Origin of the sequence: Methylorubrum sp. SL192 (assembly GCF_026672325.1) — a bacterium.
GTDB classification, from domain to species: Bacteria; Pseudomonadota; Alphaproteobacteria; order Rhizobiales; family Beijerinckiaceae; genus Methylobacterium; species Methylobacterium extorquens.
The window spans coordinates 116,436-138,297 of the sequence record NZ_JAPPQV010000001.1 but is presented as its reverse complement, the minus strand read 5'-3'; the positions used below and the strand labels follow the sequence as shown (position 1 = coordinate 138,297).

Annotated in this window: 22 protein-coding genes, 6 pseudogenes and 1 other annotated feature; of the genes and pseudogenes, 21 read left to right on the top strand and 7 right to left on the bottom strand. The window is 64.2% G+C overall.

Translation table 11 applies throughout. The features are described from left to right. Window positions 1–65 precede the first annotated feature (65 nt). Window positions 66–1,082: an AraC family transcriptional regulator gene (locus tag OVA30_RS00805; RefSeq protein ID WP_209688106.1), complete on the bottom strand. Its 1,017-nt coding sequence runs from the start codon at window positions 1,080–1,082 to the stop codon at window positions 66–68. Between the two features lie 159 nt (window positions 1,083–1,241). Between OVA30_RS00805 and OVA30_RS00800 the strand changes: the two genes are divergently transcribed. The 4 genes from OVA30_RS00800 to OVA30_RS00780 all read left to right on the top strand — a co-directional run bounded on the left by OVA30_RS00800 (window position 1,242) and on the right by OVA30_RS00780 (window position 3,991). Next, window positions 1,242–1,685, top strand: coding sequence for a cupin domain-containing protein (locus tag OVA30_RS00800; protein WP_209688696.1), 444 nt, complete (start codon window positions 1,242–1,244; stop codon window positions 1,683–1,685). Window positions 1,686–1,819: 134 nt separating this feature from the next. After that, window positions 1,820–2,302 (top strand): DUF2380 domain-containing protein, encoded by a 483-nt coding sequence (locus OVA30_RS00795; RefSeq protein ID WP_268174251.1) that lies wholly within the window; start codon window positions 1,820–1,822, stop codon window positions 2,300–2,302. Between the two features lie 453 nt (window positions 2,303–2,755). Continuing rightward, a complete protein-coding gene (locus OVA30_RS00785) occupies window positions 2,756–3,538 on the top strand; it encodes a hypothetical protein (RefSeq protein WP_268174250.1) in 783 nt (260 codons plus the stop codon). Between the two features lie 36 nt (window positions 3,539–3,574). Beyond that, on the top strand, window positions 3,575–3,991 hold the full coding sequence (locus OVA30_RS00780; protein WP_253394366.1) for a Crp/Fnr family transcriptional regulator: 417 nt from the start codon (window positions 3,575–3,577) through the stop codon (window positions 3,989–3,991). A 687-nt stretch (window positions 3,992–4,678) separates the two neighbouring features. On the opposite strand, the gene OVA30_RS00775 is transcribed toward OVA30_RS00780, so the two are convergent. Beyond that, a complete protein-coding gene (locus OVA30_RS00775) occupies window positions 4,679–6,355 on the bottom strand; it encodes a methyl-accepting chemotaxis protein (protein WP_209688104.1) in 1,677 nt (558 codons plus the stop codon). A gap of 407 nt (window positions 6,356–6,762) precedes the next feature. Here OVA30_RS00775 and OVA30_RS00770 point away from each other — a divergent pair. Next, window positions 6,763–6,954 (top strand): annotated as a pseudogene (locus tag OVA30_RS00770) (integrase core domain-containing protein); the annotation flags it as partial. A gap of 186 nt (window positions 6,955–7,140) precedes the next feature. On the opposite strand, the gene OVA30_RS00765 reads toward OVA30_RS00770, so the two are convergent. Both OVA30_RS00765 and OVA30_RS00760 read right to left on the bottom strand, forming a co-directional pair. Next, entirely contained in the window at window positions 7,141–7,416 is a 276-nt protein-coding gene (locus OVA30_RS00765; RefSeq protein WP_209688103.1) for a DUF6894 family protein, read from the bottom strand. Between the two features lie 449 nt (window positions 7,417–7,865). Further along, window positions 7,866–8,882 (bottom strand): PAS domain-containing protein, encoded by a 1,017-nt coding sequence (locus OVA30_RS00760; protein ID WP_209688102.1) that lies wholly within the window; start codon window positions 8,880–8,882, stop codon window positions 7,866–7,868. A 249-nt stretch (window positions 8,883–9,131) separates the two neighbouring features. Between OVA30_RS00760 and OVA30_RS00755 the strand changes: the two are divergent. The 5 genes and pseudogenes from OVA30_RS00755 to OVA30_RS00735 form a co-directional block, all read left to right on the top strand. Next, window positions 9,132–9,308, top strand: a pseudogene (locus OVA30_RS00755) (IS5/IS1182 family transposase); the annotation flags it as partial. Next, window positions 9,282–9,587: a recombinase family protein gene (locus OVA30_RS00750; RefSeq protein WP_326493600.1), complete on the top strand. Its 306-nt coding sequence runs from the start codon at window positions 9,282–9,284 to the stop codon at window positions 9,585–9,587. The pseudogene OVA30_RS00755 and the gene OVA30_RS00750, both read left to right, overlap by 27 nt. Continuing rightward, window positions 9,539–9,802: a helix-turn-helix domain-containing protein gene (locus OVA30_RS00745; protein WP_253394362.1), complete on the top strand. Its 264-nt coding sequence runs from the start codon at window positions 9,539–9,541 to the stop codon at window positions 9,800–9,802. The genes OVA30_RS00750 and OVA30_RS00745 overlap by 49 nt, the downstream gene beginning before the upstream one ends. Window positions 9,803–10,008: 206 nt before the next feature. Then, the gene (locus OVA30_RS00740) at window positions 10,009–10,785 is read left to right on the top strand and encodes a Crp/Fnr family transcriptional regulator (protein ID WP_253394360.1); all 777 of its coding nucleotides are present in this window, start codon (window positions 10,009–10,011) and stop codon (window positions 10,783–10,785) included. Window positions 10,786–10,876: 91 nt separating this feature from the next. Further along, complete coding sequence (locus tag OVA30_RS00735; protein WP_209688100.1) at window positions 10,877–11,416, top strand: GrpB family protein; 540 nt, start codon at window positions 10,877–10,879, stop codon at window positions 11,414–11,416. A 256-nt stretch (window positions 11,417–11,672) separates the two neighbouring features. Here the strand turns inward: OVA30_RS00735 and OVA30_RS00730 are convergent. Next, a protein-coding gene (locus OVA30_RS00730; protein ID WP_085985476.1) for an IS3-like element ISMex5 family transposase occupies window positions 11,673–12,856 on the bottom strand; the annotation gives its coding sequence in 2 pieces (ribosomal slippage) (window positions 11,673–12,592 and window positions 12,592–12,856; 1,185 coding nt in all). A 185-nt stretch (window positions 12,857–13,041) separates the two neighbouring features. Between OVA30_RS00730 and OVA30_RS00725 the strand changes: the two genes are divergently transcribed. The 8 genes and pseudogenes from OVA30_RS00725 (at window position 13,042) to OVA30_RS00690 (ending at window position 17,298) form a co-directional block, all read left to right on the top strand. Next, a complete protein-coding gene (locus OVA30_RS00725) occupies window positions 13,042–13,695 on the top strand; it encodes a ParA family protein (RefSeq protein ID WP_043768327.1) in 654 nt (217 codons plus the stop codon). Next, window positions 13,670–13,945: a ribbon-helix-helix domain-containing protein gene (locus tag OVA30_RS00720; protein WP_268174249.1), complete on the top strand. Its 276-nt coding sequence runs from the start codon at window positions 13,670–13,672 to the stop codon at window positions 13,943–13,945. The genes OVA30_RS00725 and OVA30_RS00720 overlap by 26 nt, the downstream gene beginning before the upstream one ends. A gap of 158 nt (window positions 13,946–14,103) precedes the next feature. Continuing rightward, on the top strand, window positions 14,104–14,805 hold the full coding sequence (locus tag OVA30_RS00715) for a hypothetical protein (RefSeq protein WP_268174248.1): 702 nt from the start codon (window positions 14,104–14,106) through the stop codon (window positions 14,803–14,805). A gap of 19 nt (window positions 14,806–14,824) precedes the next feature. Further along, window positions 14,825–14,950, top strand: a pseudogene (locus tag OVA30_RS00710) (IS3 family transposase); the annotation flags it as partial. Next, a pseudogene (locus tag OVA30_RS00705) lies at window positions 14,947–15,177 on the top strand (integrase core domain-containing protein); the annotation flags it as partial. The pseudogenes OVA30_RS00710 and OVA30_RS00705, both read left to right, overlap by 4 nt. Before the next feature lie 279 nt (window positions 15,178–15,456). Then, window positions 15,457–15,657, top strand: a pseudogene (locus OVA30_RS00700) (transposase); the annotation flags it as partial. 50 nt (window positions 15,658–15,707) lie between these two features. Further along, a pseudogene (locus tag OVA30_RS00695) lies at window positions 15,708–16,549 on the top strand (IS3 family transposase); the annotation flags it as partial. Next, window positions 15,989–16,105: a sequence feature (AL1L pseudoknot), on the top strand. Its footprint overlaps the pseudogene before it by 117 nt. A gap of 26 nt (window positions 16,550–16,575) precedes the next feature. After that, the gene (locus OVA30_RS00690) at window positions 16,576–17,298 is read left to right on the top strand and encodes a hypothetical protein (protein WP_268174247.1); all 723 of its coding nucleotides are present in this window, start codon (window positions 16,576–16,578) and stop codon (window positions 17,296–17,298) included. 219 nt (window positions 17,299–17,517) lie between these two features. Here the strand turns inward: OVA30_RS00690 and OVA30_RS00685 are convergent, their stop codons facing one another. Continuing rightward, on the bottom strand, window positions 17,518–18,075 hold the full coding sequence (locus OVA30_RS00685; RefSeq protein ID WP_253374184.1) for a hypothetical protein: 558 nt from the start codon (window positions 18,073–18,075) through the stop codon (window positions 17,518–17,520). A 368-nt stretch (window positions 18,076–18,443) separates the two neighbouring features. Here OVA30_RS00685 and OVA30_RS00680 point away from each other — a divergent pair, with 368 nt between their 5' ends. Further along, a complete protein-coding gene (locus OVA30_RS00680) occupies window positions 18,444–18,800 on the top strand; it encodes a hypothetical protein (RefSeq protein ID WP_253374185.1) in 357 nt (118 codons plus the stop codon). Between the two features lie 56 nt (window positions 18,801–18,856). Beyond that, window positions 18,857–19,060, top strand: a complete 204-nt coding sequence (locus tag OVA30_RS00675) for an ArdC-like ssDNA-binding domain-containing protein (protein ID WP_253386695.1) — start codon at window positions 18,857–18,859, stop codon at window positions 19,058–19,060. Here the strand turns inward: OVA30_RS00675 and OVA30_RS00670 are convergent. Further along, window positions 19,041–19,385, bottom strand: coding sequence for a transposase family protein (locus OVA30_RS00670; RefSeq protein ID WP_268174246.1), 345 nt, complete (start codon window positions 19,383–19,385; stop codon window positions 19,041–19,043). The genes OVA30_RS00675 and OVA30_RS00670 overlap by 20 nt on opposite strands. A 1,171-nt stretch (window positions 19,386–20,556) precedes the next feature. Here OVA30_RS00670 and repA point away from each other — a divergent pair. After that, window positions 20,557–21,783, top strand: a complete 1,227-nt coding sequence (repA, locus tag OVA30_RS00665) for a plasmid partitioning protein RepA (RefSeq protein ID WP_253374187.1) — start codon at window positions 20,557–20,559, stop codon at window positions 21,781–21,783. Window positions 21,784–21,862: the final 79 nt, after the last annotated feature.

Genomic DNA, 21,862 nt, shown 5'->3' with positions numbered 1-21,862 from the left:
AAATGGATTCCAGAGAACGAAGGTTTATCATCCACTCAAACTTGTAAGGTTTGCGTGCCTGCTAATTAAACGGTGGGGAGCGGACGAAGCTGCATGTGAGTACGGCGACGCCAATCGCTTGGGGTCGTACCCGTCCAGTGCAGGAAGGCCCGGCTGAAATGGGCAGCATCCGCATAGCCGAGTTCGACGCCGATCCGACCAATCGGCAGCGTTTCGTCTGACAGGAGCGCCTTCGCCCGGCGGATCAGCACGCTGCGCTGAAGGTCGGCATACCGCCTACCGGTCTCCTCCAGGCGGCGCTGCAGCGTCCTGCGCGAGAGGCCGAGACGGCCGGCAATGCCATCGATGGTGGGGCGGGCCCCATCCAGCCCGAGTTCGATCAGGTGCGTGACGCAGGCCACAAGGTCCTCGCCGATCGGCTCGTCCTCAGCCGCATGCACCTGGGTCGGATCAAAGCGTTTCGGGTTCCCGGCATCGAGATGGTCGGCGGGGAAGACCAGGCCGGCCCGAGCCCCAAGAACTATCTCGCAGCCGAGCAGCGCCTCGATCCTGGGACGTTCCGCCAAATGCGCGCCCGTTACCACGGCTCGCTCTGGCCGCCATGCGGGGCCGAGGAAATGGCGCGCCGTACCGAGCAGGTAGCCGAGCGCGAGGATCTCGTTCGCCTGACGCCCGCTGTCGATCCGCTCGGCCACGGCGTAGCCGTAGAACGCGCTCCGATCCTGTCGGCGCAGCCCTGTCCAGGTCGCGGTCTGAAGGAGAAGCGGGGTGACGATCTCGACACGTGCGAGGGCGGCCCCGAGCGTGGCGGCAGACTGAACCTGTTGGCCGATAGGCCCCAGTCCGGTGATCCCGGTGCGCATTGAGAGCCGGGCCGGTAGGGCCGGGTCGCCGATCTCGCGCATGGCCGCATCGACGAGCCGGAGCTGATCACGCAGCAGGATCAGGCGGTCAGGCGTGTCGAGAAGCGTCAGCGGTATTCCGGCCCGGCCGAACACCCGCGCGACCGAGCCACCCGCCGCCGTGATGGCCTCCGCGATCGGTCCCATGGTGCGTGCCCGGGTCAGACCGTATGCCGGCATGAGCGTCTCCCCACTGCAGGGTCGGTGCATTGGCACCGAATGGCAAGGGCGCGCGCTGCAATCCGCTTAGGCCTGGATCTGCCCGCGGGGCACAGTCGCGGTGGGATGCTCTCAGGCGTCCTGCGCGTCGGCACGGAGAGGACCCATCAGGAGCACGCCATGGCAAGGCTCGCATTCGATGATCGCAACATCGTCTGGCGGACGGTCGAGGGCTTCGATCACGCCGCCTATCATATCCTGAGTGTCGATGAGGATGCCCGGATCGTCGACCTGCTGTTCAAGTTCGCCGCAAACGAGCGGATCGCGCTGCATCGCCATGCAGCGGCCTACCGGACCCTCGTCCTACAGGGCGAGCTGCGGATTTACCGGCCGAACGGGGAGCTCAAAGAGGTTCGACCGGTCGGGAGCTATGTCGCGGGCAAAGCCGGAGGCGAGCCTCATACCGAAGGCGGCGGCGACCAGGACGTGATCGTCTACTTCACGAACCGCGATATCGACGGCCCCGTCTACGAGATCCTCAACGAGCACCACCAGGTCGTAGCGACCTTCGGGATCCCGGAGTTCAAGGCGCTCTACGAGGCACAGTCATCATGCTCTGCCTGATCCTTGCGAACCGCCCGCGCCTGAACCCGATCGATCGACGCGCGCGGATGAGGCCCATTGCGGAGGCTTGGGTCTCGAATGCGCGCCGATCAGTGTGGGTCGGCGCGCTCGCGCTTCACCTGATGGCACTCGGAATGTCCCAGGCCGACGCGGCAGAAGCGCAGCCGATCCGGCTGGCAGTGTTGCCGATCAAGCTCCTCGACACCTCGGGCGAGCCGGTCGACCAATCGCGGCAGCATGCGGAACGGATGCAGCGCCTTGCCAAGGATCTGGCGTCCGACCTCACTCGCTCGGGACGATACCAAGCGACGCTGCTGCCTGCCGAGCGCCTGCTGAAGGACTGCCCCGCTGGTGACGCTCAGTGCCTGCTGCGGGCATCCCGGGCGCAGGGAGCCGAGTTGGTTCTCGTTGGCGTCGTGCACAAGAGCAGTACGCTGATCCTGCAGCTCTGGGCCCGACTCGTGGATGCCCGCACCGGCCGGGATGTCTTCTCACGCGATCTCAACTTCCGCGGCGATACCGACGAGGCGTGGCAGCGAGCCGAAGCCTTCCTTGTCGCTCAGATCCGTGACGCCAGCGCGGAAGAGCCGGCAGGCGACTTGGGCCGCCGCCCCTGAAGGCGACTGGTGCAACTGGTATGTGGGCGACCGCTCGTCAAAGATCTCCTTCGTTCTGGCCCAGCCCTGGCTGCATGTTTTTGCGAAGCACCATGTTAACTGCGTGCTGCTACATAGCTGATTATGAAGCGCTTCGTCTTCGGTGTATTGGTTTACCGTTGCGCATGGACGCATTCTCCAATCCGCAGCGGCTGGTACCCGGCTACGCCGACCTACAACGTATGGCAGGGCTACTTCTGGCAGAGCGTGCGCCGAACGATGCGCAAGTGCTCGTTCTCGGCTCAGGCGGCGGCCTCGAACTCACCATGGAAGACCATTCTGAGAGCGATTTCCTCTGCCGCGTGGGGATCTCTGCAATCAAGACAGCTATGCCCATAGCCAGGAACTCGAACTAAAAGCTCTCGTCGATCTTCGAGCCTTGCACCAGTTTTCCGCCAACTTTGCCGATTGAACATGCATTCGCTCGACACCTCTGAGAAGGCCGGACTTTCCAAAACAGGACGAAGATTTCGGCTGAAGCGGCGACCGGAAACGATGTACATCTTGCAATCCGTAATCATCGTTGCAGCTTTCGCAACTCTACCGACCGCCTTCGCCTATCTGGCTTTTCCCTACGGGTTCGAGGTCGCATGGTTGATCGTATTCATCTGCTGCAGGCTCTTTCCCAGCCTCCTGCGAAAGCATCGGGCCAATGTCATCATAGGCCTGCTTGCGGGTGCGGCCGTTGTCGCGTCGATCTCGTTGCACCTTTTCTCCGTCGGCGAGCAGCAAGCTATTGAAGCGGCCAGCTCGTGGTCGTTGCTGGTTCCGTTGACGAACATGCGGCAGTTTCTAATCGAGCGATCGGGAATCAGTGTTGTCTATCTAAATACAATTATATGCTTTGGAGCGCCTGCGTTCCTGCCTCTATTGTTTTGGGACTATAGCAGAAGCGAGAATCGCGAGACCTATCCGATCAAGGCGACGGTGGCTTACATAAAAAATTATTGGATAGGGTTCGGAGCTCTCGGGCTGTACATGAGCATGATGAAGCTTAACCACATGGTCTATCCATTCTATCGCCAGACGACACCCGAACAGGCAACCGCGATACAGCACAAGTACGCTTCGTTGCTCAATGCCAGTTTCGACAGCTGGGCGGTGGTAGGACTGGTCACGACAGCGACGCTTTGTTCCATCATGCTCAGCGGCTGGGTCCAGCTCATCGAATCCTTCTTGCGGCGAACGCCACGGTAATCAGGGAGCGCCAGGTGCCCTCCGGAAGCCAGCCGAATGCGCCTCGCGCCTGAACTGGTCGCCGATCTGCTGACGCACCATCCCCGGATCGCCCGTGCCTTGCGCAAGAACCAGCTCGTGGATGAGGCGATCTTGCGCGAGTGGCTGACGAACGTGGGTCGGCGCTCGGCCGTGGAGCGGCTGGCGCACTTGTTCTGTGAGCTTCTGCTCCGATTGAAGGTGGTCGGCCTGGCGGATGGCACCGGCTACAAGTTACCGCTGACGCAGGTGGATTTCGCGGACACCACCGGCATCACCTCCGTTCACGTCAACCGTTCGCTCAGGGAGCTGCGGCAGAGCGGGCTGATTGAACTTGAAGGTGGCCGGCTGAAGATCCTCGACTACGCTGGCCTGCGGGCTCTTGCCGAGTTCAGGGCCAACTACCTGCACCTGGCAGATTGTGCTGCTGCATGAACCTGCGCCTTCAGCCGGTACAGGTCGCCACGGGCGGCGATGATCAGGAGAGACAGCTTGTCTTTCACGAGGGCTTCCTCGTCGCGGTGCTGATACACCTATCGGTGCGCATGGCGACAAGGCCAGCATGTGGTTCCTGGAGGCAGGGTTCGGGCGAGTGGACGATCCGAACCCGCCGCCCTTTGTCGACCTTGCTGAGGCGCAGGGATGGATCACGGCGGGGTGGCGTAGCATCCTCGAAGAGCGCTGCCGGGAACGTTCGATATATCCGCTATCGGTGAAGGTCCGCTTCCGTGCGCGATGCAGTCCATTGCGGCCGCCGGTCTGAATGCCCGCTCCCCACCGAGGCTGTGTGAAAACGCGAGGGCTGTGGAAGGATCTTCTCCTCACGCATTCTGATCTGCGTCTTTCTATGTGGCCCTCAGGTATCGGACAAGCGTCCGGCATGCCTGAAAGCCGGCCACGTAGAAGTTTGTTCTGCAGATTTGGGCTGCGCCCGAGTTTTCACACAGCCTGGACCCATTGCGGACCCTTGGAATATCAGCTTCATGGTCGGCGATGAGGCAGAGGTCGCCGACCAGGTCCGATAGATTTGCGTCCGTCCGCGTCCTCTCGCAGGTCGGATGAAAGGAGGCGTTAGACTGACGCGTCAGGTTGTCCCGGTCGCCCGGGGCTGGCGCATCGAGGTCAGGCTGCCCGCACGGTGGCGAGGAACCGCGTCACCTCGGTCCCAAGATGCTCGGACTGGCGGGAGAGCTCGGAGGCCGCGGACAGAACCTGGCTCGCGGCCGTCCCTGTACCCTCCGAGGCTTGCGCCACGGCCGTGATGTTGTTCGTCACCTCGCTGGTGCCGGCGGAGGCCTGGGCGACGTTGCGCACGATCTCCTGGGTCGCCGCGCCCTGCTCCTCCACCGCCGCCGCGATCGAGGCCGCCACCCCGCTGATCTCGCGGATGCGCGTGGTGATCGAGCCGATGGCGGCCACCGCGTGACCCGTCACCTCCTGGATCTGGCCGATCTGAGTGCCGATCTCATCGGTGGCCTTCGCCGTCTGGGCGGCCAGTTCCTTGACCTCGGTGGCCACCACCGCGAAGCCCCGGCCCGCCTCGCCGGCCCGCGCCGCTTCGATGGTCGCATTCAGCGCCAGTAGGTTGGTCTGGCTGGCGATGTTCGCGATCAACCCGATCATGTCGCCAATGCGAGCCGAGGCTTGGCTCAAGGCTTGGACCAGATGCAGGGTCTGGTCCGCCTCTCCGACGGCCACGCGGGCGAGGTCGGAGGAGCCGGACACCTGGCGTCCGATCTCTTGGACCGAGCTTCCGAGCTCCTCGGCCGCGGCGGCCACGGTGTGGACGTTGGTCGCCGCCTGCGCGGCGGCTGCGGCAACGCTCACCGACTGGTTCGCTGTCTCGGCCGCCGTGCCCGTCATCGTCTTTGCGGTTGCCTGCAATTCCGTCGCCGAGGAGGATACCGCACCGACGATTCCACCAACTGACTGTTCGAAGGCGTCGGCCATCTGGCGCATCCCGGCCCTGCGCTGCTCCTCGGCGGAGGCCCGCGCCAGCACGGTCTCTTCCTCAAGGGCACGTGACCTCAACAAGTTGTCGCGGAAGACCCGCACGGCAGAGGACATGGAGCCGATCTCGTCGTGACGCTGGGCGTAGGGAACCTCCGCCTGGGCGTCCCCGTCCGCCAGACGACGCATTCGCTCGGTCATACGGGTGATGGGACGCGACACACCGAAGAACGAGTACGCCATCGCACCAAGGGCGAGGAGAACGCCGATGCAGAGAGTCACGAGCATCGCGCGGATGGCAGAGGATTGCTCGTTTCGGATCTCCGAGCCCGCGTTCCTTCCCTGGGAGAGTTTCAACTCTACAAGCGCGCGGGTTGCATCCGCGACAGCCCGGTAAGGGCCGTACATCTCACCATTGAGGTGAAGGATGGACGCATCCCGGCTTCCGAACGGCATGTCCCGCAGGGATTTCCATGTTGGCTTGAGAAGCTCGTTCTTCGCCACAAGGTCGGAGTAGAGCCTCTTCTCCTCATCTGTACTGATGAAAGCGTTGAAGGCTTCGATCTTGGCATTTCGGTCGCGGGTGAATTCCTCGACCTTGGCCAGCGTTTCCGCCCTCACGCTTTCGGTTGTTGCGGCCGCGTAGCGGAACTGCCAAAGCCGCCCACGGGTGACGAGGACATTGATGGTGTTCGCCTCGTTCATTGAGGGGATCGTCGTATCGAGCAGCTCTCCAGTCCTGTCGGAGATGGCGCCGAGCTTCATCAGGCCGACGGTTCCTTGAACGACCGACAGCGCCAGAAGTGTAGCGAATGATCCTGCGAGAGTGCTTTTGATACTGATCTTCATTCGAATGGCCTAGTACAGAAACTAAACTTAGATGGTCAAACTTCAGCTAACAAAACGCTAATGCCGGCATGGAAATATAAATCACATATTTCATACTTCTAAATCAATTTACCGTTTTATTACCGGATATTGAGATATTATTCATCGCTCAGTTCTTCTGATGCACCGCTTTGAAAGCAGATAGGCAGCTGTCGGCAATTTTTCTCTATCCTGACGATGGCGTAACCTGACCGGCTGGCTTTGGACCCGGCTGATTGAGAGGATCAGCCAGGACCGAAGGAGTTGAAGATGCGGCGCGGTCAGAAGACGAGCGCGAAGCAGGTGGTGCTGAAGCTGCGCCAGATCGAGGTGTAGAGAGCCCAGGGCAAGAGCCTGGCGCTAGCGTGCAAGGAGGCGGAGATTTCCGAGCAGAGCTGCGCGATGAGTGCCTACGGCAGGAAATCTTCTACTCATTGAGGGAAGCGCAGATCGTGATCGGGCTGTGGCAAAACACCTACAACCGCGTCCGGCCGCATTCGTCGCTGGGCTATCGGCCGCCGGCGCCCGTCACCTTCCCAGATCTGGCCTTCCGGCTACCCATGGCTGCTGCCTTGCAGTAGCCTCTTGTAACTTGATCCCAACCTCGCCGGGTATGCTCCTCGGCGCGGTGGCGGGTGAGAGACCGTTAGCCTCTGGGGCCACCAAGCCCGCAAGTGAGCCAGGGTCCTCGCCCGCCGTTCCATCGAACCCGAACAGTCGCTTGGGCTGAGAAGAGGGCTTTCTGGGCATTCGAAAACCGCTCGATTTCAAGCGACTAACGAGTCTGGCGATAGGCCTATGTATCTCGTTGTCACGTCGGGGCAGGAAAAGCGCATTTCGATGCGGAAGAGCGGGGAGCCTGCATCGTCGGTGACCTCTAGGCTCCAACTCTGACCGATGGCCGCCTTCTTTGCTTCGGCCTTCAAAATCTCGCCTGCAAGCGTGATTGCCGCCAGTTTCGCGGCTGCCGGGTCGTCTAGGAGGGTACCGTCAGTGTCTACCTCACTGCGACCGTCGTGGACGTGAAAGTGGTATCGAGGCATGGTTTTTCTCGGGCGCACCTGCGTGACAGATACAATTGGTCACGCAGGAAACTAAATTGCGCGCAATTGAGTTGCGATTGTGGCGGCTTGGCTGACTAGGTGGTCTTGGGCTTGCGAGGGCCGACCGACGCCCCTTCCAATCCAGGGGTCAGCATCGACCATCTCTCGCAGGTTCTAGCGCTAGCACGCCCCTGAGAGAGCGCTGACGGGAGTGAGGTCGGGATGCTGATTGTCCGCTTTCCACCGAGGCTGTGTGAAAGCGCGAGGGCTGTGGAAGGATCTTCTCCTCACGCATTCTGATCTGCGCCTTTCTATGTGGCCCTCAGGCATCGGACGAGCATCCGGCATGCCTGAATGCCGGCCACGTAGAAGTTTGTTCTACAGATTTGGGCTGCGCCCGAGTTTTCACACAGCCTGGATCTGAAGCGGTCCTACTGCTCCGCCCCCAATCACCGCTTGCCGAGCGCCAAGGTTCCGTCGTTCATGAACGAAAAGACGATCCCGTGGCTCCGGAGCGCCTTGATCGCCGCTTGGCAAGCGCGCCGGGAGGCGCTCACGTCCTCGTTTTCGAGCCGGCGGACGGTTGAGAAGGAAAGTCCGGCGGCTTCGGCAAATTGCTGCATCGACCAGCCGAGCAAGGCGCGGCCCGCCCGCAGATGAAACCCGCGAACGAGCTGTTCCAGGCTCTGCCGCACTGCGCCGGGCGTCATCCCGGTGAGGTGAAGAGGGGCGATGTAGTTCACCCAGCCGTCCGGGTCGCCAGCAGCGTTCCGCATCGGGACCATCACCATGCGATAGGGTCTGATCTCGCCGCTGGCCAGCATGAGACGGGGCTGTGTGTGAACGACCTGTCGCGCCAGATAGAGTTCGCGACCATGGTCGCGCCAGCGGGCGCGCTCCTCCTTCAGGACAGGGAGCGTCGGCTCCTCGAGCAATTCCCTCCGCGGCAGCCCGACCAGCTCCAGCCATTCCGGTGAGAAGTCGGTGTAGGGATAGACGGAGGTTGCGGAGGTGAACGCGCCGGTTTGCTCGAAAAGAGTCTTCTTCCGCCGACGTTCCGCCGCGTGCGCGCGCGCCAGCATCTCGCGGTCGCTCACATCGATCAGCACGCCCATGGCCTGCAGCGGACGCCCGTCGGACGCCACGATCACCTCGCCACGGCTCATCACGGTGCGCATCGTCCCGTCCGGACGGATGATCCGGAAGGATTGCTGCGTCAACTGACCGGTCTGGAGCAATTCCGACGTCGAGGTGACGTTGTCCCGGTCCTCTGGGTGAACGAGGGCGAGGAGAAGGCCGTATTCCGGTCGGGCCGAATTCGGCTCGAGGCCGAGGATCCGGAACAGGCCCGGCGACCAGACATGCTCGTCCGCGGCGAATGTCCACGACCATGTCCCCGTTAGCCCAAAGCCTTCGACTAAGCGAAGGATACTCTGCGACGGAAGGGCGTGCGCAACGTTGATCATGGTCAGCGTTTGTTGAGCCGCTGAGGCAAAGTTGTGTCAGATGACGAAATTTGCTTTGGCTTGTTATCAGGGTCGCTAGGCTCTAATTTTTGTGCCGAATTCGGCTGCACCAAGCAAAGGTTGTAAGCGAAACGGCGAATTCAGCTGTGGGACGTCTGCTTCTCGGCAGAGATGCAAGGTCTGCTTCCTACCGAGGCTGTGTGAAAACGCTGCGGTTCTGATAGTCTCGTCATGACGGTGGAGGCTTGTATGACGCGGTTCGTTAGTGGCGCAGATCGTCACCAGATCGCGCTTCTGCCGCATCGCCTGGACGACTACGTGTCTGAGGACAATCCAGTTCGCATCGTCGATGTGTTCGTAGACGAGCTCGATCTCACGGCCCTGGGCTTTGCGAGCATGATGCCGGCCGCGACCGGACGGCTCGCTCCCGACCGGATCTACACCGACCGCGGGATGACCGGCACGAACCGCGCCCGGCCCGGTCTCGACCAGGCACTGGCCGCGGTGCGTAGCAGCGACACCCTGGTGGTGCCCAAGCTCGACCGTCTCGCCCGCTCGGTCCCGGACGCGCGCACGATCGCCGATGCCCTGGTGGGGCGGGGCATCAGGCTCGCCCGGGGGCGAGCGTCTACGATCCGGCCGACCCGATGGGGAAGATGTTCTTCAACATCCTGGCGACCTTCGCCGAGTTCGAGGCCGACCTGATCCGGCTTCGTACACGCGAGGGTATGGCGGTGGCGCGAGCAAGGGGGAAGCTGCGCGGAAAGCAGCCGAAGCTGTCGGACCGGCAGCAGAAGGAACTGCGCCGCATGCACGACACCGGCGAGTACGCGATCAGCGACCTGGCCGAGCTGTTCTCGGTCTCGCGCCCGACCGTCTACCGCACCCTCGCCCGTCAGCCGGCCGCCACAAATCGCTGAAACAACATCGCCACTTACCGCTGAAAGGCACACGTTGGAGCTAGCCGTTCGACAGCTTCAACTCACACGTCGAAGATCTTGACATACGCAAAAATTATCATATGTGAATATATCAAGGGATCAAGAGGAGACGTTGCTCACCTGCTAACCCGCACAGTGACTTGGGTTGAGATACGTTCCGCCGCCCACCGTGAGGTGCCTCTGTCATGCAGCTAACAGCGCTCCCACCCACCGCGGTCTTTTTGAACAGGCTTGAGCGCATCGCTGACCTTGGGAGAGCCGAACGACAGGCCATTCTTGATCTATCGGTCCACACGCTAACCCTAGCACCCAATAGCAGCATCATCGGGGAACTTGAGGGTGCAGTGCATTGCTGCCTCATTCTCAAAGGCTGGCTTTATAGCTATCAATTGCTCAGCGGAAGACGTCGGCAGATAATCGGCTTGCACATTCCAGGCGATATCCCCGATCTAGACGGGCTCCAGCTAATACACCGTGCCGATCGCGGCCTGACAGCACTTGTTGAGACGATGATTGTACAGATCCGACACCAAGACCTGCGCAATCTTGCCGTCGCCTTCCCCAGCCTAGCTGATACCCTATGGCGCAGGATGTTGCTGAACGCATCCATTACCCAATCTTGGCTGGTGAGCATAAGCGGGCGTCCCGCCGTCGAGCGTGTCGCCCACTTCCTTTGTGAAATATACATTAGACTTGAATCCGTTGGATTGGCCGCCAACCATCAATGTAATTTACCTGTAAGTCAATATATTATTGGAACAATACTTAATATGTCCACCGTGCATGTCAATAGAACATTGCATAATATGCGTAATCAAGGGTTGATTACGTTGCATCGTAAGGTTCTTGTCATAAATAATTGGAGACATCTTGTTGAAATGGCCGAATTTGACCCTTCGTATTTACACATTCAGCCAAACACTAACAATCAACATTCTTGGACCAAGAAATCCAACGTTTAGGTGACATCTACGGGCAGCCGCTTTCGACCCATTACGGACCCGCGATTGGACGTGCGATGCAGCGTATCAGTCGCCCTGATTGTTGAACACGATGCCCCCACCCTTCCAGGTCGAATTGGCCGATCACAATCCACATTGGTCGGCAGCGGCACTCGCCGAAGCGTCCGTTCTGCATGATGTGCTCGGTTCAGCCCTGTTGATCGTCCACCACGTCGGATCAACGGCCATCCCAGGCTTAAGGGCGAAGCCGATCCTCGATCTTCTGCCTGTCGTCCGTAGCATCGGCGAGATGGACTTGAGGAAGACGAACCTCGAACAGATCGGTTACGACTGGTGGGGGGAGTTTGGGCTTTCCGGGCGGCGTTACGTCACAAAGAGCGAGCCGGGCACCGGGCGGCGTCTTGTCCAACTGCACTGCTATGAAATCGGTGCGCCGGACATCGACCGGCATCTCGCTTTTCGCGACTACCTTCGGGGTCGACCAGAGATCGTTGCCTCCTACGAGCAAGAGAAAGCTCGCTGCCGGGCGCTCTATCCCGACGACTCTCACGCGTATGGCGCATGTAAGAGTGCATGGATCGAGGCCGTTGAAACTGCCGCTCTGGCTGATTGGCGGCGCTCCTCATTGTGAGGGGACCATTCAATTCAACCGTACGGCAGCTAACCACCCGTAGCGGACGAAACTCTCAAGGCAGTGGACGCTCTGCCAGCTTCTCGTCGCGGACTGGCCCTGCTTCCCTCAGCAGGGCCGCCTTGTCCCAAGCTTGGCGAGCTTCCCGGAGGGCGACGTACAGCTTTTCGATAAGGACGTGACCGTCCCAATCATCAGCAATCCGAATGACGGTGTCGCCGTTGATCGGCCCCCACGCGGTGGTCCAAGTTCTAAGTTAGTGCAGGGTCGGCCTTTGCTCCACGGGTCGCTTGGCCGGCGGAGCCGACCGGGTGAGCGCAGCCGGCCAAGCGGTGAAGGCCGGCACGAACACCTCCGGGGCCGGTGGTCGGTAGCCGAGCGAGGCGTGCGGGCGCACGCTGTTGTAGTGTAGACGCCAACTCTCGATCACGATCTGCGCCTCCTTGAGCGTGTAGAAGATCTCACCGTTCAAAAGCTCGTCCCGTAGTCGTGCGTTGAAGCTCTCGACGTAACCGTTCTCCCATGGCGAGCCGGGTGCGATGTAGGCTGTTCTGGCGCCGACACCGGTGATCCAGGCCTGCACGGACTTGGCGATGAACTCCGGACCGTTGTCCGAGCGGATATGGCCGGGCACGCCGCGCAGGATGAACAGGTCGGACAGCACGTCGATCACGTCCGCCGCCTTCAGCTTGCGTGCGACGCGGATCGCCAGGCACTCCCGCGTGAACTCATCGACCACGTTCAGCATCCGGAACTTGCGGCCCTCGTGCGTGCGGGCTTCGACAAAGTCGTAGGACCAGACGTGATCGCGACGCTCCGCCCGCAATCGCAGGCAGGAACCATCCCCGTCCCAGATGCGGCCGCGCTTGGGCTGCCGAGACGGGACCTTCAGCCCCTCGCGCCGCCAGATCCGTTCGACCCGCTTGTCGTTGACGAACCAGCCCGCCGCCTTCAGCAATGCACCGATCTTCCGGTAGCCGTAGCGCCCGTACTGGCGAGCCAGTTCCACGAGGTCGGCTGTCAGCGCGGCCTCATCCTCTCTTCCCCGCGGCACCTTGCGCTGCGTCGAGCGATGCTGCCCGAGCGCCCGACAGGCGCGGCGCTCGGAGACGTCTAGGACGTTCATGACATGCGCGATGCAGGCGCGTCGGCGCGCGGGGCTGGTCAGTTTCCCCGAGCGGCCTCCTGCAGGATCAGCTTGTCGAGGGTGAGATCCGCAATCGCCTTGCGCAGCCGCTGGTTCTCAACCTCCAAGTCCTTCATCCGTCGAACCTGATCGCTCTTCAGGCCGCCGTACTCCTTGCGCCAGCGGTAGTAGGTCACTTCCGTCACGCCGATGGCCCGGATCGCCTCCGCCACGCTCTGGCCCTGCGAGACCAGAACATCCACCTGCCGCAGCTTGGCGACCACGTCTTCCGGCTTGTGCCGCTTCGTTCCCATCTGTCCGTCCTCATCTGGCTCAAAAGCCATACCTCAGGGCGGACCACTTCAGTGGGGGCGGATCATTGCCGTAAACGGCAAACCGTTTACGGTGTGTCGCTTAGGGTACACCGCTTGCTGCATACTGCCTGCAGCATGCCGTTAACCGCTTGCGGTTTAGGCTGCCCGCTGGAAAGGATGCCGCCATGAACGTCATCGCATTCGTCACCCAGAAGGGCGGCACCGGCAAAAGCAGCCTGGCCGTCTCCCTAGCCGTTGCGGCCGAGGAGCGGGGCATCAAGACCTCGATCATCGACCTCGATCCGCAGGGCACCGCCAAGAACTGGTACGAGCGCCGCGAGGCCGAGGGCGGCCCCGAGGTCAACGCCCTCCAGGCCGGTCAGCTCGAGGCCGCCATGGGCCTGCTCAAAAAGCAGGGTGTCCAGCTGGTGATCATCGACACGCCGGGTGTTGATACGCCCGCGGCAACTGCCGCGATCCAGGTGGCTAACCTCTGCCTCATTCCGGCCCGCCCGAGCATCGCCGACATCGAGGCGGCCCGGCCGACCGTGCGCAGCATCGCCCGCCTCGACAAACCGTTCTCCTACGTCCTCAACCAGTGCCCGCCGGGCCGCTCGATCCGCACCAGCGACGCCTTCCGCGTGCTGCAGCTCTCCGGAGCGGTGGCGAGCACGCCGCTCGCCATGCGTGCCGACCACATGGACGCGCTGGCGACAGGGCAGGGGGTCACCGAACGCGACACCAACAGCAAGGCCGCCGCCGAAGTGCGCGAACTGCTGCAGTGGGCGCTCACAAAGATGGAAGGGAAGCCACATGGCCAAGAAACCCGCGTCGCTTGAGGCTGCCCTCGGCGGCCACACGCAACCCGTTCCGCAGGAAACGGCTGAGGTCGTCCAGCATCCGGCCAGCCGTCCGGTCAAGCCGCAGGACGTCAAGCTGACCGTCTATGTGCCGCCAGCTGCGAGCAAGCGCCTGCGCCTGATGTGCATCGAGCACGACCGCGACCTGAACAGCTACCTGCGCGAGGGCCTCGACATGGTGCTGGAGAAGTACGGGCAGCCGTCCCTGGCGGAGTTCAAAGACAAATAAGGCGACCGCTTACGGTTTGCCGTTTACCGCAAGCCGTAAGCGGTTGGGAATGTCGACAGGCTGTATGTGGGCTGCTGCAACGGTGGGCAAAATTTGGGGCTGCTGTTCCCGAATTTTGGTGCCAGTGTTCCCGTTCTGCCATAGCCTGAGTCGCAACCATGACGACCGGACGCCCGCTCACGCCTGAAGAACAGCAGCGCCTCGCGCGCCGCGAGCGGACGCTCAAAAACCGGCGCGGCCGCCGCAACCCGGCGGTGATGCCGGACCGCCTGGCGCGGACCTCGGCGTTCGCGCCGCGCAAGGTCAACCTGATCACCGACAGCAACTTCACCCGTGTGTACGAGGTGCCGGGCTACTCGGTCGTCGAGGTGAAGGGCCGGGAGCTCGGCAGCCAACACCGCGACGCGATCTACGCGCTGTTCCGCCTCAAGCGGGAAAAGGTCTCGATGCCCAATCCGGACTACCGGCCGGGCACGTTCATCCCACCCACGCGGACCTACTACGAGACGCGCACCAGCTGGCGCGAGCTGATCCGTGTCATGGGCCGCACCGAGCACGTCAACAATCTCCTGAGCCTCGTGCACGTGTTCCAGGAGATCCAGCAGGTCAGCGTGCTCATCCACGAAGGCCGCTCGCTGGTCGAACTCGACAAGATCAAGAAAACCCGCGCGATCGGCGCCCTGCCGGACAGCCGCGGCAGCGCCGCGCCGCTGATCACGGAGGTCACCTGGGAAGGCGCCCAGCTCGATAGCAGCGTGACCGTGCGCTATGGCCCGAGCGTGCTGCAGATGATCGAGAAGGCGCACCTGGTCAGTGATCCGCCCCCACTGAAGTGCTCCGCCCTGAGGTATGGCTTTTGAGCCAGATGAGGACGGACAGATGGGAACGAAGCGGCACAAGCCGGAAGACGTGGTCGCCAAGCTGCGGCAGGTGGATGTTCTGGTCTCGCAGGGCCAGAGCGTGGCGGAGGCGATCCGGGCCATCGGCGTGACGGAAGTGACCTACGGGACGAGCTTTTGAACGGTGAGATCTTCTACACGCTCAAGGAGGTGCAGATCGTGATCGAGAGTTGGCGTCGACACTACAACAGCGTGCGCCCGCACGCCTCGCTCGGCTACCGACCACCGGCCCCGGAGGTGTTCGTGCCGGCCTTCACCGCTTGGCCGGCTGCGCTCACCCAGTCGGCTCCGCCGGCCAAGCGACCCGTGGAGCAAAGGCCGACCCTGCACTAACTTAGAACTTGGACCACCGCGTGGGGGCCGATCAGAGAAGCGGGAGCGCATGAACCGTTTCATGCAGGCCCTGGCGCCCAAGAAGGAACTCTAGCTCTTGGTCTCGTGCAGCAACCTCAACGCTTTTGGGTGAGGTTGCTGCATAATGCCGCAAAACTGTCCAGGCCAGCGGCTGGCACCGAACACGCTGACCCCGAATCGGGCCGCAGCCTAGGGCCTGTCGTCGCCTGAACGGATTGCGAATTTTGGCGCTTTCTCGTTTTCAAGTGAGGAGACGTGATGCTGTCAGACGCGCAGTGGGGTGAGTTAGAGCCGCGGATCGAGGCCTGTCGCCCAAAGGCCAAGACACCGCCCAAGGAGCTTCGGCGCACGATCTCTGCGATCCTCTGGCGGCATCAGAACGGGGCGAAGTGGCGCGCCATCCCCGAGGAGTTGGGTCTTTGGTGGCAGGCGGCACAGATCTTCATCCGCTGGGCACGCTGAACCGCCCCGGGATTTTCGTAGGCTCCAACTCTTGAGAGGATGGAGCCATGACAAAGCGAACCCCACCCTTTTCCCCTGAGGTCCGTGAACGCGCTGTGCGGATGGTGTTGGAGCACCAGGGCGAGCACGGCTCTCAATACGGTGCGATCCGCTCGATTGCCGCCAAGATCGGCTGCTCGGGTGAGACGCTGCGGAATTGGGTACGCCAAGCCGAGCGGGACCAGGGCCAACGAGCCGGCCCGACGACGGACGAGCACGAGCGGATCAAGGCGCTAGAGCGGGAGGTTCGCGAACTCCGGCAGGCCAACGAGATCCTGAGAAAAGCATCGGCGTATTTTGCTCAGGCGGAGCTCGACCGCCCGTTCAAGCGATGATCGCGTTCTTCGACGATCACCGCGGGGCCTACGGGGTCGAGCCGATCTACCGCGTACTGCCGATCGCCGCGTCGACGTATCACGCCCATGTCGCGCGCCGGGCCGATCCCGGCAGGCTGCCGGCCCGGTCCAAGCGGGATGCGGTGCTCATGACCGAGATCCAGCGCGTGTACGAGGCGAACTTCTGCGTCTACGGCGTGCGCAAGGTCTGGCGGCAGCTCGGCCGCGAGGGGATCACGGCGGCGCGTTGCACCGTCGCACGGCTGATGCGAGCGATGGGTCTGCAAGGCGTCGTGCCAGGTAAGACAGTCCGGACGACGATCCCTGATCCGGCCGCGGCGTGCCCACTCGACCGGGTCAACCGGCAGTTCAAGGCCGCGTGTCCGAACAGACTGTGGGTCGCGGATTTTACCTACGTCGCCACCTGGGGCGGCTTCGTCTATGCGGCTTTCGTGGTCGATGTCTTCGCTCGCCGGATCGTGGGCTGGCGCGTGTCGCGCTCGGCGCGGGCGGACTCGCGGCCTACGAGGCCGCCGGCGGTGTGACGCTGCGTGACCTGTTCGCCGCGGACGATGGCGGCGGCTGGCTGCAGGATGTCGCTCTGCTCGACCGCTTGACGGCGGACCGTCTGGCCGAGGACGCGGAGCGCATCCGGGCCGAAGGCTGGGGCTGGGTCGAGGCGTCGCCCGATCTGGCCTACGGCCACTCGGTCGGCCTGCGCCGACTGTGCGGTGAGAGCGGGTCGAGCCCGGAGGAGCAGGCGAGCCGTGCGGCGCTGCTGCTGGAGGTCGATGCGATCGAGGCGGAGCACGCCGCAGCCGAGGAACTGCTGGCCGCCGCCGACCAGCGGCTCGGCGAGATCGAGGCGATGTTAGAAGCGCTGGACGAGCGGCCGCCGATCTTCAACCCGGAGGAGATCGCGTGCGCCGGCGCCTTCGTGTCGCTCGACGCCTCCGGTCGTCTTCGGGGCGAGCGCGGATACGTGCGCCCGGAGGATGAGTCGGGCGCTCAGGAGCCCGGGACGCGGGAGGTCGGAACTGAAGCGGACGGGCCGGACGCGCAACGGCCGGAGCCGGCAACCGGCGACGACGGGACGGCGGTGCCCGGCCCCGTGGGTGCGGACGAAGCCGGGGCCGTGATCTCCGACCGGCTTCTGACCGATCTGATGAGCGTGCACGCCCTCGGCCTGCGCGACGCGCTCGCCCGCGATCCCGACGCCGCATTGCTCGCTCTGCTGCATGCTCTTACGCTCCGGACCTTCTAGCGGGGGAGCGGCGCGAGGGAGACATGCCTAGAGATCAAGGCGCGCCACATCGCCCTGGCGAGCGCCGTGCCGGGGCTTGCCGACAACCCGGCGGCGGCTGCGATCGCCGAGCGGCATGCCAGTTGGTCCCAGCAACTACCATCCCGGCCCCAGGATCTCTGGTCGGCATTGCGCGTCTCCGATCATGATAGCCGGCATGACCTCCTCGCGCATTGCACGTCACTCAGCCTCAATGCCGTGATCCTGCCGCACGCTCAGCTCGACCGCGCCGTGTCGCCCGCCGACCGGATCGCCCGGCAAGTCGGCCTCGACATGACCCGCAGCTTCACGCCGAACGTCGCGAATTATTTCGGGCGCACGACGAAGGCCGGCATCCTCGCCGCGGTGCGAGAGGCGAAGGGCGAGACGGCGGTTCAACTCATCGACCATCTGCGCAAGGCCGACATGGCCGCGGAAGCGGAACGATTCGTGGCCAGCACCGGATGGCTGCCGCAGCCGCTGCGCACGCCTGAGGAGGGCGACGAAGCCCCCTCCCCTGCCCCGGAATGGTGTCGACCACGGCGCGGCCGCGGAGACCGGCACCGTGCTTCCCGCCTTCCTGACCGACCCGGACGCGAGCGCCTTGCCGGAGGCAGAAGCCTGGCCGCAAGCGGCCGAGTAGCGCCAGGGCCTTCCTCCGCCTCGACCGACGCCGGCCCGCTGCGCAGCGGGCCGTGCGCTGGTCCGGTGGGAGCCGCCCGTTGCCCGTCCCGAGATGGGCTGCGCGTCGCTCTGCATGCCCGGGCTGCCGCGGCGATGCGGCGTTACCCACGGCGCAGGAGAGGCCGGGCACAGTCGGGAAGTTCGCGAAAGTCGCAGGCGCGCGCAAGAGCAGGCCCGCGACGCGGCCGTCATCTCAACGGAGCCTTCCATGATCTCGTCTGCTGCCATCCTGCCGTCCCGCGTCCCCTCCCCTCGCGTCGCGGCACCCCACGGCCGATGCGCTGATCGCCGCCGCCCATGGGGTGCCGCGGCGCGTCACCGATGCTGCGCGACGCCACTTCGACGCCGCCCTGGCCCGCCTCGCACCGGGCAGACGTCTGGTCGCGATCACCGGGCAAGCGCTCGCGCCAGATCGCCCGACCGGCGCCGAAGCCTTAGCTCGCTTGCGGCGCGATCGGACCGCGCACATCGTCTTCAGCGCCGCCCTCGACGTGCGCCTGTTCGCCCCGCACGGCACCCGGGTCGCCACACGGCTCACCGTGATCGACCGCGTGCCCGCTCCCGATCCCGACGCGGTGAAGGCCTGCAGCGGGCGGGCCGAGACTGCCGCAGCCCTGCTCGCCCTCGTCCGCCGTCACGTGCCGCCCCGTTGGGGACGCTCGCGTCTTGAGCCGATGCCAACCGGCGCGCTGGCAGGACTTGCGGCACCGATGGGGCCGGAGCGCTGCCCGCACGCTCCCTTGTTGCGGTCGCCGTTGGGCGCCCCGTCGAGAGGGAGAGGTCAAGTGCGCGGCGCGTGACGGGTTTAGAGGTCGGGAGAGAGGCTCCGCGGCCGCTCGTCGCGAAGGTCTGTCCGATGGCGCACTCCCCTCCCCGGCCCACGCCGGATCGTACCAACGTGTATCGCGAGGTTACCGACTGCATCATCGTCGACTTGGAGGGCGGCCGCCTGCCCTGGGTCCAGCCCTGGTCCTCCGGCCGCATCCGGGCACCGCTTGGATTGCCCGCCAACGCTGCCACCGGCCGCCGTTGCTCGGGCATCAGCATTCTAATCCTATGATGCGCCGTAGTGGAGCGCGGTTTCGCCGGTCATGCGGGACCGCGAGGTCCGGCAAGCTCTTGGTGAAGGTGCAGCGGGGGCAGGCAGGATTGCCGCAGCGCAGGCGGCGCAGGTGCAGGCGCAGACAGACGGAGCGGCACTGCCAGGGCAGATCGGCGAGGCAGCGTTTGTAGTGGCCGTGGGCGCGATCCGATCGCGTGCGGCAGGCTGGACAGCTCGGCGTAGTCGATCGTGGCACTGCCAGCACCGTCACCCGCTCGGGCTCGGGCGAGACCGCGATGACGCGCAGCGAGGCTGGAATGAAGGGGAGCAAACGTTTGGGCATGGGCGGATCCGGGCTAACTCTAATCCTCCGAATCTCCGCCCAGAGCGAAGGCTCCCGTTCTTATTCTCACCGCCCCACAAGGTGACAGAGAACCGATACTCCCTGATTGTGGGCATCGAAAATTCCCTGGTCGGTGCTATGGCCCGCAGAGAGGCGACGCCCCGCGCCCTCTCGGGCTTTTCCATCATCGGCCACCATGCCTGCCGACACGGATCGGCTGGGAGCTGCGGGCAGGCGGCCTGGCGGGAGGCGGGGCGCGCTGAAATGTGCGACCGCTCTACCGACCTGACCCGCCAAGCGGGGACACTGATGGATGCCGCCCGCGCGCTTGCCGAGGCCTGTCGGGCCCTCGGCGCTCAGGGTGCGTCCGCGGCGCCGGGCTGGCCCCTCATGGGTCTGCTGCGCCAGCCGCACCCTGCGCGGACAACGCCGCTGCGGCTTGGCCAACGCGGCCCGGACTGCAGCGTGCAGTCAGGCCTGCCTAAGAGCGCAGCGCCGCCGCCCTCCACCGTCCCACCATCGGTGCCGAGCGCCGCCCGCTCGCCGCGCTGGCGGCTGCGCACCCTACCGGCATGATGGAAGCGCAGTGGGCGGTCGCCGCTGGGCTGGAGCGCACGGGCGACACCTTCAAGATCTACGAGTTCCCGCCTGTGGGGTGCGTGCCGGATCGAACAGCGCGGCAGCCTGTTCTACGCAACGGACGAAGGATTCCTTGCGCTCGGCGAGATGAAGATCCCGGTCGTGCCCGAGCCGGGACCGGACCTCGCCGCGTTCTGGGCCGAGCGTATCCCGGGCGCGGGGTCGATGCTCTGGCAACTCGCCGAGACGTGGCCGGTGGCAACCGCGCGCGCTGCCCTTGCGGATACGCTTAGGCTCACGGCGTCTGGTGGTACCTTCAACACCTACCTCTTGCGCCTGCGATCCGCAGTGTTGATCGCGGAGCCGGAGCACGGACAGGTCCGCATCGTCGATGCGCTGGTCTGTCGAACCGAGCCCTGCATCAAGGCGTCCGGAACGCAGGTCCGACCCGCGGGTTCCTCCACACGCGAATCCGCGATCGAGCTTGTGCCGGGCTTGCGCGGGACTCGACTCCCGAAACCGAATCGGTCCTCTATGCTCGCTTGCGGTGCTAGGGTGATATTCGTCACCAAACCGCAAACGAGTCGGGAGCATGAATCAGCACGTTCCTCTCGGGCCCCTCGCGCCCGCGCCGAACACCACAGCCGGGAAGGACGCACGCCTTCTTGAGCGGAAGCTGCGCGAGATCGCGGCCGTCGTGTTCTCGCCCTCCGAGACGAAGACGCTCCGGCGCTTCACCTCGGGCGAGGTCGCACGCATCCTCGGCGTGACCGATAGCCGGATCCGGCAACTCTCGCCCGATCTGCTCGTCTCCGAGCCCGAGGTCGCGCCGGGCGGGCGCCGGCTCTACACGCTTGCCGACATCCACGCCTTCCGCGCGCATCTGCACGAGATCGACCGGGTCGGCCGGCGCTACCAGCCACATCGAAATGCCGAAGCAGGCGAGCACCTGCAAGTCATCGCCTGCGTGAACTTCAAGGGCGGGTCCGGCAAGACCACGACCGCGGCCCACCTCGCGCAGTCCCTCGTGCTGCGCGGCTACCGCGTGTTGGCGATCGATCTCGACCCACAGGCCTCGCTCTCTACGTTGCTCGGCGTCCGGCCGGAGAACGAGGCGACCCCCTACCCCACTATCTATGACGCGATCCGCTACGGGGCGGAGCGACGGGGCATGCAGGAGGTGATCCGGCAGACCTATTTCACCGGCCTGGATCTCGTGCCAGCCGACCTTGAGCTTGAGGTGTTCGAGTTCGAGGCACCGATGCACTTGGCACGGCGGCAGCCTGGCGACACCGAGCCCCCCTTCTTTGCTCGGATCAGCTTGGCGCTGAGCGAGGTGGCGGACGCCTACGACGCCGTGGTGATCGATTGCCCGCCCCGGCTCGGCTATCTCACGATCTCGGCGCTCGCCGCCGCGACGGCGCTCCTCATCACCATCCACCCGCAGATGCTCGATGTCTCGAGCATGCGGCAATTCCTGACCATGATGGACGAGCTGATGGAGCCGGTCCGCGCCCAGGGCGGCGCGCCGGCCCACGACTGGTTCCGCTACCTCGTCACTCGATTTGAGCCGAACGACACCCCACAGACGGAGGTTGTCGCGATGCTGCGTGGGCTGTTCGGCGAGCGCGTGCTGACGAAGGCCATGCTCGACTCGGCCGCAGTCGCGAACTCCGGACTACGCGGGCAGACCGTCTACGAGACCCCGCTACGCCGCGACGAAGTGACGGGATCGACCTACCGGCGCGCCCTTGACGCGCTCGACGCAGTGAACGGCGAGATCGAGAGCTTGATCGGCCGGGCGTGGGGCCGCGCATGAGCCAGAAGAAACGCCTTTCCGCGATAATGGGCTCGCCGATCCAGGCAGATGCCCCGCACCCCGCGGATGCTGAGAAATC

Coding starts and splice junctions, on each gene's coding strand:
- OVA30_RS00720 (WP_268174249.1), top strand. CDS start 13,670: ATGGCCAAGAAACCCGCGTCGCTTGAGGCTGCCCTCGGCGGCCACACG.
- OVA30_RS00780 (WP_253394366.1), top strand. CDS start 3,575: ATGCGCCTCGCGCCTGAACTGGTCGCCGATCTGCTGACGCACCATCCC.
- OVA30_RS00685 (WP_253374184.1), bottom strand. CDS start 18,075: ATGCAGAGCGACGCGCAGCCCATCTCGGGACGGGCAACGGGCGGCTCC.
- OVA30_RS00715 (WP_268174248.1), top strand. CDS start 14,104: ATGACGACCGGACGCCCGCTCACGCCTGAAGAACAGCAGCGCCTCGCG.
- OVA30_RS00805 (WP_209688106.1), bottom strand. CDS start 1,082: ATGCCGGCATACGGTCTGACCCGGGCACGCACCATGGGACCGATCGCG.
- OVA30_RS00800 (WP_209688696.1), top strand. CDS start 1,242: ATGGCAAGGCTCGCATTCGATGATCGCAACATCGTCTGGCGGACGGTC.
- OVA30_RS00740 (WP_253394360.1), top strand. CDS start 10,009: ATGCAGCTAACAGCGCTCCCACCCACCGCGGTCTTTTTGAACAGGCTT.
- OVA30_RS00675 (WP_253386695.1), top strand. CDS start 18,857: ATGGCGCACTCCCCTCCCCGGCCCACGCCGGATCGTACCAACGTGTAT.
- repA (WP_253374187.1), top strand. CDS start 20,557: ATGAATCAGCACGTTCCTCTCGGGCCCCTCGCGCCCGCGCCGAACACC.
- OVA30_RS00795 (WP_268174251.1), top strand. CDS start 1,820: ATGTCCCAGGCCGACGCGGCAGAAGCGCAGCCGATCCGGCTGGCAGTG.
- OVA30_RS00750 (WP_326493600.1), top strand. CDS start 9,282: ATGCCGGCCGCGACCGGACGGCTCGCTCCCGACCGGATCTACACCGAC.
- OVA30_RS00775 (WP_209688104.1), bottom strand. CDS start 6,355: ATGAAGATCAGTATCAAAAGCACTCTCGCAGGATCATTCGCTACACTT.
- OVA30_RS00765 (WP_209688103.1), bottom strand. CDS start 7,416: ATGCCTCGATACCACTTTCACGTCCACGACGGTCGCAGTGAGGTAGAC.
- OVA30_RS00735 (WP_209688100.1), top strand. CDS start 10,877: ATGCCCCCACCCTTCCAGGTCGAATTGGCCGATCACAATCCACATTGG.
- OVA30_RS00725 (WP_043768327.1), top strand. CDS start 13,042: ATGAACGTCATCGCATTCGTCACCCAGAAGGGCGGCACCGGCAAAAGC.
- OVA30_RS00760 (WP_209688102.1), bottom strand. CDS start 8,882: ATGATCAACGTTGCGCACGCCCTTCCGTCGCAGAGTATCCTTCGCTTA.
- OVA30_RS00745 (WP_253394362.1), top strand. CDS start 9,539: ATGTTCTTCAACATCCTGGCGACCTTCGCCGAGTTCGAGGCCGACCTG.
- OVA30_RS00785 (WP_268174250.1), top strand. CDS start 2,756: ATGCATTCGCTCGACACCTCTGAGAAGGCCGGACTTTCCAAAACAGGA.
- OVA30_RS00670 (WP_268174246.1), bottom strand. CDS start 19,385: ATGCCCAAACGTTTGCTCCCCTTCATTCCAGCCTCGCTGCGCGTCATC.